This window comes from Pseudomonas sp. DrBHI1, assembly GCF_002205115.1.
GTDB classification, from domain to species: Bacteria; Pseudomonadota; Gammaproteobacteria; order Pseudomonadales; family Pseudomonadaceae; genus Aquipseudomonas; species Aquipseudomonas mosselii.
The window spans coordinates 1-10,636 of the sequence record NZ_NIBE01000143.1 but is presented as its reverse complement, the minus strand read 5'-3'; the positions used below and the strand labels follow the sequence as shown (position 1 = coordinate 10,636).

At 64.4% G+C, this 10,636-nt stretch carries 12 protein-coding genes and 1 pseudogene; 3 read left to right on the top strand and 10 right to left on the bottom strand.

All coding sequences use genetic code 11. The features are described 5' to 3' along the window. The coding region (locus CC207_RS27090; RefSeq protein ID WP_371916522.1) for a dermonecrotic toxin domain-containing protein at positions 1–869 on the bottom strand (869 nt) is incomplete at its 3' end. 222 nt (positions 870–1,091) lie between these two features. Here CC207_RS27090 and CC207_RS25630 point away from each other — a divergent pair. Then, entirely contained in the window at positions 1,092–1,508 is a 417-nt protein-coding gene (locus CC207_RS25630; RefSeq protein WP_028691873.1) for a VOC family protein, read from the top strand. A gap of 18 nt (positions 1,509–1,526) precedes the next feature. Here the strand turns inward: CC207_RS25630 and CC207_RS25625 are convergent, their stop codons facing one another. Together CC207_RS25625 and CC207_RS25620 are read right to left on the bottom strand one after the other, a co-directional pair. Beyond that, on the bottom strand, positions 1,527–1,898 hold the full coding sequence (locus CC207_RS25625) for an MmcQ/YjbR family DNA-binding protein (protein ID WP_028691874.1): 372 nt from the start codon (positions 1,896–1,898) through the stop codon (positions 1,527–1,529). Then, complete coding sequence (locus CC207_RS25620; RefSeq protein ID WP_028691875.1) at positions 1,891–2,793, bottom strand: LysR substrate-binding domain-containing protein; 903 nt, start codon at positions 2,791–2,793, stop codon at positions 1,891–1,893. Before CC207_RS25620 ends, CC207_RS25625 begins: the two co-directional genes overlap by 8 nt. A 133-nt stretch (positions 2,794–2,926) precedes the next feature. Here CC207_RS25620 and CC207_RS25615 point away from each other — a divergent pair, with 133 nt between their 5' ends. Continuing rightward, positions 2,927–3,538: an FMN-dependent NADH-azoreductase gene (locus CC207_RS25615; RefSeq protein ID WP_062363121.1), complete on the top strand. Its 612-nt coding sequence runs from the start codon at positions 2,927–2,929 to the stop codon at positions 3,536–3,538. A gap of 148 nt (positions 3,539–3,686) precedes the next feature. Next, positions 3,687–4,736: a dienelactone hydrolase gene (locus tag CC207_RS25610; RefSeq protein ID WP_088853011.1), complete on the top strand. Its 1,050-nt coding sequence runs from the start codon at positions 3,687–3,689 to the stop codon at positions 4,734–4,736. On the opposite strand, the gene CC207_RS25605 is transcribed toward CC207_RS25610, so the two are convergent. From CC207_RS25605 to CC207_RS25575, 7 genes and pseudogenes are all read right to left on the bottom strand, one after another. Then, the gene (locus tag CC207_RS25605; RefSeq protein WP_088853010.1) at positions 4,695–5,861 is read right to left on the bottom strand and encodes an MFS transporter; all 1,167 of its coding nucleotides are present in this window, start codon (positions 5,859–5,861) and stop codon (positions 4,695–4,697) included. The genes CC207_RS25610 and CC207_RS25605 overlap by 42 nt on opposite strands. A 153-nt stretch (positions 5,862–6,014) precedes the next feature. Then, entirely contained in the window at positions 6,015–7,601 is a 1,587-nt protein-coding gene (locus CC207_RS25600; RefSeq protein ID WP_028691879.1) for an ABC-F family ATPase, read from the bottom strand. Between the two features lie 20 nt (positions 7,602–7,621). After that, complete coding sequence (locus tag CC207_RS25595; RefSeq protein ID WP_256582370.1) at positions 7,622–8,755, bottom strand: site-specific integrase; 1,134 nt, start codon at positions 8,753–8,755, stop codon at positions 7,622–7,624. After that, the gene (locus CC207_RS28115; protein ID WP_236248755.1) at positions 8,656–8,988 is read right to left on the bottom strand and encodes a helix-turn-helix domain-containing protein; all 333 of its coding nucleotides are present in this window, start codon (positions 8,986–8,988) and stop codon (positions 8,656–8,658) included. Before CC207_RS28115 ends, CC207_RS25595 begins: the two co-directional genes overlap by 100 nt. 39 nt (positions 8,989–9,027) lie before the next feature. After that, positions 9,028–9,524: pseudogene (locus tag CC207_RS25590) on the bottom strand (hypothetical protein). A gap of 444 nt (positions 9,525–9,968) precedes the next feature. Next, positions 9,969–10,241 carry a hypothetical protein gene (locus CC207_RS25580; RefSeq protein WP_069016653.1) on the bottom strand — a complete coding sequence of 91 codons (273 nt, stop codon included), beginning with the start codon at positions 10,239–10,241 and terminating at the stop codon, positions 9,969–9,971. Next, complete coding sequence (locus CC207_RS25575; RefSeq protein ID WP_069016654.1) at positions 10,238–10,510, bottom strand: hypothetical protein; 273 nt, start codon at positions 10,508–10,510, stop codon at positions 10,238–10,240. Before CC207_RS25575 ends, CC207_RS25580 begins: the two co-directional genes overlap by 4 nt. Positions 10,511–10,636 lie beyond the last annotated feature (126 nt).

The window sequence follows — 10,636 nt, the reverse complement described above, 5'->3', positions numbered from 1 at the left end:
TGGCTGTTTACTTTCAACAGCCACAGGTCGTGCAATTGCGTGCCCAGCATGCTCAAGGTCAGCACCGAGGCCGTTGCCGTCCCGTAACTTGGCGCTTGGTCGGTGGTACAGAGCTGGAGCAATGCCTGGAGGCCTTCATCCGTCAGGTGTCTGCGCATATGGGCGATCAGCGCCTGCACGGCAAGCTCATCGCGCCGCGCTTGGCTCCATAGCGGTTGCAGCACGGCCTTTCGCGTGCCGCCATAGAGGCTTTGCAGGTGCTGCTGATAGCGCTTGCCCAGGTCGAGTGCACGGCAGTGGCTGACAAAAGCGTTTGTACTCAAGCCAGGGATTGGTGTGGTGTCTTCGACACTGAGCTGCAAGGTGCTGAAGGGGCCAACCTCAGCCATGCCTTCGAAATTGTGCAGAGCGGCTTCCAGCAGGCTGGTGAGCGTGGCGGCGCCGGTCGGTTGCTCGGTCAGGATCACCGGGCGGGGCATGACATGGGATGCGTCCGGATCGGGAAACCCACCCATCTGGCCCTGCGTAAATGGCTGACGGTTGAACTGCGCTTGTGTAAGGGAGACCTGCACGCCCAGTCGCGCCTTCAGCAAAGGTTCGCAGAACTCGGTGATGCCCCGCAGAGCCTGTAAGGCCTTGGCCAGTGCCTTGCTACTGGTCGTTCGCTGCTTGATGGCCTCGCGCAGTTCTGCCTGGCGGACCGGCGAGGCCTGGACGAACCAGTCCGCGAACTGTCCGTCCGGCTTGATGTGTTCCCGGTGTGCCCGACGCAACAGCCTTTGAGTGTGGGTTGGATGCAGATGCCTGGTCCAGCCCGGCAGGCTGCGCAAGATCTGTTGCTGGTGGTAGGGAGGATCGAGGCTGTGCATGGTCGCATTCCAATAAGGGGGAGCGACCATTCAAGGACAGTGGGAAGGGCTTGAGGCGGTACATAGTTGAGCCGCTTCCAGGGCGATGGCTGACATGTCAGGAGCCGTTTGGCCCACAGCACCTGCGGCGGACCTACCGTCGGCCATTGACGGCGTCGGCCTAAGGTCAGCCGGCGGGGACGCTGCTATGGTCTAGACAAAGCCTGAACGTGGAGCACTGCCATGCCAGCTTTCACCATCCTGCATATTGACCACTTGGTCCTGCGCGTCGGCGATCTGCAGCGCAGCCTGGCCTTCTACCATGAACTGCTTGGCTGTCCGGTGCGCAAACGCAGGGATTCGCTGGGGATGATCCATCTGGGGGCCGGCGACGGCCTGATCGACCTGGTGGCTGTCGATGGTCCGCTGGGGCGCCAGGGCGGCCCGCTGCCCGGCCCGAGCGGGCACAATGTCGACCATTTCTGCCTGCGCATCGAGCCGTTCGACGAACCGTCGCTGAGCGCACGGCTGCGTGAGGCCGGGGTAAGGGTCGAGGCCGCAGAGAAACGCTACGGCGCTGAAGGTGAGGGTGTCTCGCTGTACTGTTACGACCCCGATGGCAACCGCGTCGAACTCAAAGGGCCGCCCATTCAGGCATAAAGGTGCTGCGATGCGCACTCAGCTTGTAGACCCAAGCAGCAACCCCGCCTGCTGACGTTTGGGCAAGCGCTGCACCACCAGTTGGTGCGACCGCTTAAGCAGGTCGCTCAGCTCGTCGCGGCCCATCGGGTAGGGCGGCAACATGCTGATCCACTTCGCCCGCGCCAGGTAAGGCGCCGGGCGAATGCCGGGGCGGTCGCAGTAGCCGAGGAACAGCTCGTCGGCCACCTTGAACGACAAGCCGGCGCCGCCCAGGTCCTGCACGGCGAACATCTTGTTGCCGGCCACCGAGAACACCCGGATGCCGCCCCATTTGTAGTCTTCCCGCGCCCCAGGCAGGGCCAGGCACAGCGCCGCCACCTGCTCCTCGGACAGCCTTTTCTCAGACATAACGCTCTCCACAGGCTTCGAATGAAGCCGCCAGGTGATCGATCCATGCGCGTACCGCTGGCAGCAGGCCCCGGCGGTGCGGGTAGACCGCCTGCAGGTAGCCGCCGGGCAGCGACCAGTCTGGCAGCAGGCGCACCAGTTCGCCACGGGCCAGTTCTTCCTCGCAGAACATCGACGGCAGGGCGGTGAAGCCCAGCCCTGCACGTACCGCGGCGTTGCGCACGACAAAGTCGTCGATGGCCAGCCGCGGCTCCAGGGCGACTTCCTCCTGACGGTCATGGGGCCCGTGCAGACGGAAGTGCACCAGGCGGTCGGCTTCGGCCGCGCCGAGCACCGGCAGGGTCGCCAGCTCGGCGGGCTCGCGGATATGATCGGCGAAGCCCGGCGCGGCCACCAGCTGCATCTGCGCCTGGCGCAGGCGCCGGGTGACCAGCGCCGGGTCCTCGTCGCCCAGGTCGCGTACCCGCAGGGCGACGTCGATGCCCTCGGAGATCAAGTCGACCCGGCGGTTGAGCAGCACCATGTCGAGCTGCACCTGGGGGTATTGGGTGAGAAAGCGACTGATCACATCCGGCAGGAAGGCGTGGGCGAGGGCCACCGGGCAGGACACCCGCAGGCGACCCCGGGGCTCGCTGGACATGCTGGCCACTACCTCGTCGGCCATCTCCGCCTCCAGCAGCATGGCCTGGCAATGGTTCAGGTAGCGCTCGCCCACGGCGGTGAGCTTGAGCTGCCGGGTGGTGCGCTGCAGCAGGCGGGTGCCCAGGCGCTCCTCCAGCTCGGCGATGCGCCGCGACAGGCGCGACTTGGGGATGCCCAGCTGGCGCCCAGCGGCGGCGAAACCACCGGCTTCGACCACCCGGGCGAAGTAGAAGAGGTCGTTGAGGTCTTGCATTTGACAGTCTCATTGTTCCATCAGTGGAACAAACTAACGCGTTTTTACCGACTTATCAGCTATTCGATGTGCCGATAGGATTGCTCCCATCGTGATCGCCCACCGCCGCGGTCTTCATTCACAGGAGAGTCCCATGAAACTGTTGCATATCGATTCGAGCATCCTGGGCGACAATTCCGCCTCCCGCCAGCTGAGCCGCGAAGTGGTCGAGGCCTGGAAAGCCGCCGACCCGAGCCTCGAAGTGGTCTACCGCGATTTGGCTGCCGATGCCATCAGCCACTTCTCCGCCGCCACCCTGGTCGCCGCCGGCACCCCGGAGGAGATGCGCGATGCCGCCCAGGCCCACGAGGCCAAGCTGAGCGCCGAGACCCTGGAAGAATTCCTCGCCGCCGACGCTGTTGTGATCGGCGCGCCGATGTACAACTTCACCGTGCCGACCCAGCTCAAGGCGTGGATCGACCGCGTGGCGGTGGCCGGCAAGACCTTCCGCTACACCGAGGCCGGCCCTGAAGGCCTGTGCGGCGACAAGAAGGTGATCCTGGTGTCCACCGCCGGTGGTCTGCACCAGGGCCAGCCGACCGGTGTCGGCCATGAGGACTTCCTCAAGGTGTTCCTCGGCTTCATCGGCATCACCGACCTGGAAATCGTCCGCGCCCATGGCCTGGCATATGGTCCGGAGCACCGTGCCAAGGCCATCGACGCCGCCCAGGCGCAAATTGCCGGTGAGCTGTTCGCCGCCGCCTGATTGCGACTGCTTGACCAAAGCCGACTGCCGCCCAGCGCGCCAGTCGGCTTTTTTCATCCAGTTTTCATGTGCTGGCTGCGAGACGGGTTCTATGCTGGCATCCATTCCCGAGTGCTGCGCAGTGCCTTGCGACGAGGAGTGCCCTGCGATGAAACGAACCCGTATGCTGATGGCGCTGTTGCTGCTCGGCGGCCTGCTGGCACGCGCCGACGCGGCGCCGTGGGTGGCCGGGTTGCACCGCCTGACGCTCACTGACCCGGTGGACGCCCGGCCCATGCAGGCGCTGGTGTTCTATCCTTCCAGCGGCGAAGCGCGCCCGGTGCGCATCGAGGGCTACCAGACCCGTGTCGCCGAAGAGGCGCCGGTGGCCATGGGCCAGTTCCCGCTGCTGGTGATCTCCCACGGCAACACCGGCAGCCCGATGGCCTTGCATGACCTGGCCAATGGCTTGGCTCGCCAGGGTTTCGTGGTGGTGGCGGTGGTCCACCCCGGGGACAACAACCGTGACCATAGCCGCCTGGGTACCCTCAGCAACCTCTATGGCCGGCCACTGCAAATCAGCGCCGCGATCACCGCGGCGCGCAACGACAGGCTGCTCGCGCCGTATCTGAATGACGGCAAGGTCGGGGTGATTGGCTATTCCGCCGGCGGCGAGACCGCACTGATCCTGTCCGGCGCACGGCCCGACCTCGAACGCCTGCGCCGCTATTGCGAGCAACGCCCCACCGACACCGACGCCTGCAAGACCCATGGCGTGCTGATCGCCGACCACAGCGAGCTGGCGCCCCGCGCCGATCCCCGGGTGGGCGCGGTGATGCTGATGGCGCCGCTGAGCTTGATGTTCGGTCGTCACGCATTGGCCGGCGTGCAGGTGCCGGCGCTGATCTACAGCGGTGACAACGACCAGTTGCTGGTGTTGGAGCACAATGCCGATGCCCTGGCGCGCAAGCTGCCGGTCACCCCCGACTACCGCCTGCTGGCCGGCGCCGGGCACTTCGTGTTCATGGCCCCTTGTGACGATGAGCAGCATCAGCGCATGCCGGTGCTGTGCAAGGACGCCGAGGGCGTCGACCGTCAGCATATCCACCGCTCGCTACGCAGCGAGACCACCGCCTTCTTTAGCCAGGCTCTGGGCGCGCCGGAGCCCGCTGAGCGTTCAGCCGCGGCGGGCCAACAACAGGGTCAGGCCCCCCCCTGACAGGGCGAGCAGGGCGGCGACGCAGAAGATCGAAGCGTACCCCAGGTGCACCGCCACCGCGCCCATCACCGGGCCCGCGATGGCCAGCGCCAGGTCGAAGAACACCGCGTAGGCGCCCAGCCCGGCGCCACGGCTGCTGCTGGGGACCTGGCGGATCGCCTCGACGCCCAGGGCCGGGTACACCAACGACAAGCCGAAGCCGGTCAGCCCGGCGCCAACCATCGCCCACAACGGCGACGGCGCCAGCCACAGCAGGCTCAGCCCGAGCACCTCGGTGGCCATGCAGGCGATGGCCACGTTGTAGCCGCCGTAGCGGTTGACCGCATTGACGAACAGCAGTCGCGAGAGGATGAAGCACAGGCCGAAGGCGCTCAGGCACCAGGCGGCGCCGACCCAGCCGCGCTCGAGGTAATACAGGGTGACGAAGGTGGTCAGGGTGCCATAACCGATCGACGCCAAGGTCAATCCCACGCCACAAGGTGCCACGCGGCCGAACGCCGACCAGAACGGCAACCGTTCGCCGCGCACCACCACCACGTCCGGCCGCGTACGCAGCACCAGCAGGGCCAGCAGCGCCAGGCCCAGCAGTGCAGGCCCGAGCACGGCAAAGCTCAGGCCGTCCACCAGTAGCACGCCAGCGGGCGCGCCAATGGCGATGGCGCCATAGGAGGCGATGCCGTTCCAGGAGATGACCCGCGCGGTATGTTCCGCTCCCACCTGGCCGATGCCCCAGCTCAGCGTCGCGACGCCGATCAGCCCTTGGGCGATGCCCAGCAACAGCCGGCCGCCCAACAGCAGCGCCAGGCTCAGCCAGGGCAGGGCGAGGGCCCAGGCCGACAGCAGGGTCAGCACACCGCAGCCGGCGATGCCGTACAGGCCGTAGCGGATCGCGCGCTTGCCGCCAAGGGTGTCCGCCACCCGCCCGGCGAAGGGCCGGCTGAGCAGGGTGGCCAGGTACTGCAGGCCGATGGTCAGGCCGGCGATCACCGCGCCGAAGCCCAGCTGGTCGTGCACATGGCCAGGCAGCACCGCGATCGGCAGGCCGATGCAGAGGAAGGCGATGAAGGTGTAGAGGACGATCGAGAGAATCTGCAGGGTGACGCTGGAGGCGTGTGGCGCGGTCATGGGCTCGTTCGCGGGCGGGCGGTGGGGCTGTGCCCATCATGGCTGCCGCGCGACGGAAAAGAAAGCAGGCTAACTAATTAAACGTGTCGCGGGGCAAGTCGCATCGGCGTACCGCCGCGACTTGCCCCGCGATGAAGGTTACTCAGCGTTGGCTCAGACCACCACGCCCTGACTGCGCAGGTAGTCGTCATAGGTCCCGCTGAAGTCCACCACGCCATCGGCTGTCAGCTCGATGATGCGGGTGGCCAGCGACGACACGAACTCACGGTCGTGGCTGACGAACAGCAGGGTGCCCGGATAGTTCTCCAGCGCCAGGTTCAGCGCCTCGATCGATTCCATGTCCAGGTGGTTGGTCGGTTCGTCCATCACCAGCACGTTGGGTTTTTGCAGGATCAGCTTGCCGAACAGCATGCGGCCCTGCTCACCACCGGAAATCACCTTCACCGACTTGAGGATCTCGTCGTTGGAGAACAGCATGCGCCCCAGGGTGCCGCGGATCACTTGCTCGCCGCTGGTCCACTGGCCCATCCAGTCGAACAGGGTCATGTCGTCTTCGAAGTCGTGGGCGTGGTCCTGGGCGTAGTAACCCACCTCGGCACTGTCGGTCCACTTCACTTCGCCCTTGTCCGGGGTCATTTCACCGACCAGGGTGCGCAGCAGGGTGGTCTTGCCGATGCCGTTGGGGCCGATGATGGCCACGCGCTCGCCGGCTTCGATGGTGAAGCTGAAGTCCTTGAACAGCACCTTGTCATCGAAGGCCTTGGCCATCTTCTCGACGGTGACCGCCTGGCGGTGCAGTTTCTTGGTCTGCTCGAAGCGGATGAACGGGCTGACCCGGCTCGACGGCTTGACCTCGGCCAGCTGGATCTTGTCGATCTGCTTGGCGCGCGAAGTGGCCTGCTTGGCTTTCGAGGCGTTGGCCGAGAAGCGGCTGACGAAGGTCTGCAGCTCGGCGATCTGGGCTTTCTTCTTGGCGTTGTCCGACAGCAGTTGCTCGCGGGCCTGGGTAGCCGCGGTCATGTATTCGTCGTAGTTGCCTGGGAACAGGCGCAGCTCGCCGTAGTCCAGGTCGGCCATGTGGGTGCAGACGCTGTTGAGGAAGTGGCGGTCGTGGGAAATGATCACCATGGTGCTGTTGCGCGCGGTGAGGATGGTTTCCAGCCAGCGGATGGTGTTGATGTCCAGGTGGTTGGTCGGCTCGTCGAGCAGCAGCACGTCCGGATCGGAGAACAGCGCCTGGGCCAGCAGCACGCGCAGCTTCCAGCCGGGAGCGACTTCGCTCATCGGGCCGAAGTGCTGCTCCAGCGGAATGCCCAGGCCCAGCAGCAGCTCGCCGGCACGGGACTCGGCGGTGTAGCCGTCCATCTCGGCGAATTCGGTTTCCAGCTCGGCGACGGCCATGCCGTCTTCCTCGGTCATCTCCGGCAGGGAGTAGATGCGGTCGCGTTCAGCCTTGACCTTCCACAGCTGCTCGTGGCCCATGATCACCGTGTCGATCACGGTGAATTCTTCATAGGCGAACTGATCCTGGCGCAGCTTGCCCAGGCGGGTGTTGGGCTCGAGCATCACCTGGCCGCCGGATGGCTCCAGGTCGCCACCGAGGATCTTCATGAAGGTCGACTTGCCGCAACCGTTGGCGCCGATCAGGCCGTAGCGGTTGCCGTTGTTGAATTTGACCGAGACGTTTTCGAACAGGGGCTTGGAGCCGAACTGCATGGTGATATTAGCGGTGGAGATCAAAGCGCTTACCTATCAGTAACTTACGCGGCTGGATTCTCGGCTGATACCGATTTGATACCAATCTTGAGCTTTTCCAGCTCGCTCCAGTCGGAGCTTGAGTTGAGCCAACGGGCATACGTCGACAGCAGCATTTGCACGCTGTGACCCAGCTGTTGGGCGATAAATGCGGGGTTGAGGCCAGACATTAAGCATATTGTCGCATAGGTGTGACGACAGTTGTATGGGGGTCTCCTCCTGATCCCCAGGTCATTCAGCACCGGCACCCACTGCTTGTGCAGGTCGGACGTCTGTTTCACGTACTCGCTCCCTTTTGATGGGGGGAACACGTAGGGCGTGTTGGCCGCCACCCCATTTCCTTGCTTGCGCCGCTCGGCGTACTCCCTAGCGTACTGCAGCGCTCGCAAAGCCCTCTCGTTCAACAGAACAAACCTGTCCCTTCCTGTCTTCGTCCTTTCCTCCACCTCGCCCAGGGCGATGGTCCTCCTGACGTGAACTGTCCTTTTCTCCTCGTCGATCACCTCCCACCGCACGGCTAACGCCTCGGAGAGACGCAGCCCCGTGAAGAACATGAACTCGAAAAGCGCGGCGTAAATCCGGCTTGGCCAGTGTTTGTGCTCATAAAGCTTGGCGATGATCGCGTTTGCCTCCTCAAGGCTGAACGGGTCGATTTCCTTGCGTGACCGCTTCGGCAGATCGATCACCTCCGCCGGATTCTTGCTCAGCAGGCCGTCACGCATTGCGCCGGCCAGGATCGTCGACAGCCTTGTGATCGCGTTGCGCTTGACGTTCGCCGACGTCCATTCGGTTTCAGTGATGATGCGGCGTATCATGGTGGTTGTGATCAGGTCGATCCGCACCAGGGCCAGCCGAGGCACCCAGTACAGGGCCAGTGCGCTCTTGTAGTTGTTGTGTGTGCCCTGGGTGATCTCGCGGCTGTCGAGCCAGAGCTGGGCGTACTCGCCGAATGTCGGTTTTCCGCCCACCACGGTCTGGGACCCGGGGAAGAGCTCGGCGTACTTCTCCTGGTCCAGCAGGCCGAGCCGGTTCAGGCTGGTTACCTGATCGCGAAGGCTGGATGCAGCCTTGATCCCTTTTTGTGACGGGGGATAGGGGAGCGTTTCACATCGACGGACACCATCCCATGTGAAACGTATGCGGAGGGAGCCGCGGAAGATTTCGACCCCTCTGGGTAAATCCATTGGCTTTCCAGCCATTCGTCGTACCTCTTCTTGCTGTAGATGATCCGGCCGCCGTGCTTCATCCAGACGCCTTCGGGAATTTTTCCCTCCTGGCGCCGGTGTTCCAAGGCGCGCTTTGTGCAGCCGATCAGCTCGGCCATTCGTTTTTCGGTGACCTTGTCGACGTCACCGGTGCTTTCGGTTTCCATGGGATGGTCTCCACGCCGCCGGTGGCGGCAGGTTGGTGGTCAGGCCGGGATCTTCGAGAGCACAGCATCAGCAACCTTGATGGCTGCTTGGGCGTCTTCGACGTAGGCGGGCGTGAAGCCTCCGGCGTAGTGGATCACTCGCTGGCAGGCGTCCAGCTCCTTGCGCACAATGCGCAGGGCCTTGGCCAGCTCATCCTGCAGTTCTCCCTCGGCCCGGCCAATATCCCAGAACTGCTGCCCCCAATGGCCGGCTGGCGGCGGGTTGTTGTTCTGCTTGCCGCACGCCAAGGAGCCAACGATCACGTCGCAGACTCCCGCTTGTAGGCGTTGTCTCCGTCAAGGCCAAGCCCGCCGCGACGGCGCAGCGTGCTGACCACCTCGTCGACGTCCAGGCCGTTGTCCTTCAGGACGATGTCCAGTTCCGGCTCGCCTGGGGTGTAGATCACCAGGGCCAGCTTGGCGCCTGGCTGAAGGTTCTCGCTGATCATCACCAAGGCATCGTTGGCGACCTGGTGGAATCGGTTGGTTGCGGACATAGAGGTATCCTCGCCCGCGCATGTCGGCGGGCTTGAGTAGTAGGGGGAGGGGTTAGGACTGGGCGTTGCGTGAAAGCGCGTGGGCTAGGTGACGGGCGTAGGTGGAGACGGCGCGCCAGTATGCGGCCATTGGGCCTTTGCGTCGAAGCCATGAGTTTTCGGCCTCAGCGTCAGCCTGGGCGCGCAGTTCGCGAAGTACTGCTTCGATCCTCGCCCTATCCTCTGCGGGGAGTTTCAGCAGGGCCCGGCCCGCTGGCAGTTTCAGTAGCGGGTTGATGTAGCCCATGCGGCCTCCTGCTGAATGTCGACCTGGTGAATTCTCATCGCGGCCCCCGATAGATCAGGTAGGCCATGTAGGCGAGGGCGATCATTTGCGTTCCTCCTTCGGCGGATGAACCGGGCACGGCCAGCGCAGTGAGCCGTCGCCGGATGGGCAGGTGCAGGTCATGGCGCCACCTGCTTGGCTGGTGGCCAGGATGCGTACTCACCGGGTGGCAGGTCATCGGTCACATCATGGCCTGCCCATTCCAGGAACTTGCTGATCGGAACGCGCGGATAGTTCCTTCCCGGCGCCACGGACGGACCGTCGTACTGGACCTCGTCAATGCCGATGTAGATGACGGTGCGGTCGTTCACCAGGCCGCAGCTGCGGACGCAGGATGGCTTCTTGCCGCGGTAAGTGCGGCCACGCTTCAGTTCGAGTTGTTGGGCGGTCACAGCTGATACCTCTCATCATTCCAGGCCGCCGGCGCGGCAGCAGGTGTAGGTTCTGGTTGGGTTTCGTGCGGGGAGAGCTGGCGCTCGTTGCCGGCCTGCAGCTGGCTGTCGGGGATGCAGAAGATCGCTTGCTGGCTGCCATAGCTGCCGTACAGCACCCAGCAGGTCGCGCCGCGCTTCTGGTCGTGAACGACCTTGATGTCGTCGGTGAGTTGTTCTGCGCTGGCGCCGGTGGCCAGCAGCAGGAGGCAGAGGGCGAGGCGGGTCATCGACTCGGCTCCTCGTCCGGGTCGAAGCCGAAGCGCCTGAGGGTGTCAGAAATTTTGTGTTCGGGCATAACATGAGTAAGAGGTGCATGTATGCCAACCAAAAAGAAACCCTTGCGTGACCTGCCC

Excerpts from the sequence above, each read along its gene's own strand:
- CC207_RS25630 (WP_028691873.1), top strand. The coding sequence starts at position 1,092 with ATGCCAGCTTTCACCATCCTGCATATTGACCACTTGGTCCTGCGCGTC.
- CC207_RS25625 (WP_028691874.1), bottom strand. The coding sequence starts at position 1,898 with ATGTCTGAGAAAAGGCTGTCCGAGGAGCAGGTGGCGGCGCTGTGCCTG.
- CC207_RS25620 (WP_028691875.1), bottom strand. The coding sequence starts at position 2,793 with ATGCAAGACCTCAACGACCTCTTCTACTTCGCCCGGGTGGTCGAAGCC.
- CC207_RS25615 (WP_062363121.1), top strand. The coding sequence starts at position 2,927 with ATGAAACTGTTGCATATCGATTCGAGCATCCTGGGCGACAATTCCGCC.
- CC207_RS25610 (WP_088853011.1), top strand. The coding sequence starts at position 3,687 with ATGAAACGAACCCGTATGCTGATGGCGCTGTTGCTGCTCGGCGGCCTG.
- CC207_RS25605 (WP_088853010.1), bottom strand. The coding sequence starts at position 5,861 with ATGACCGCGCCACACGCCTCCAGCGTCACCCTGCAGATTCTCTCGATC.
- CC207_RS28115 (WP_236248755.1), bottom strand. The coding sequence starts at position 8,988 with ATGGAAACCGAAAGCACCGGTGACGTCGACAAGGTCACCGAAAAACGA.
- CC207_RS25575 (WP_069016654.1), bottom strand. The coding sequence starts at position 10,510 with ATGACCCGCCTCGCCCTCTGCCTCCTGCTGCTGGCCACCGGCGCCAGC.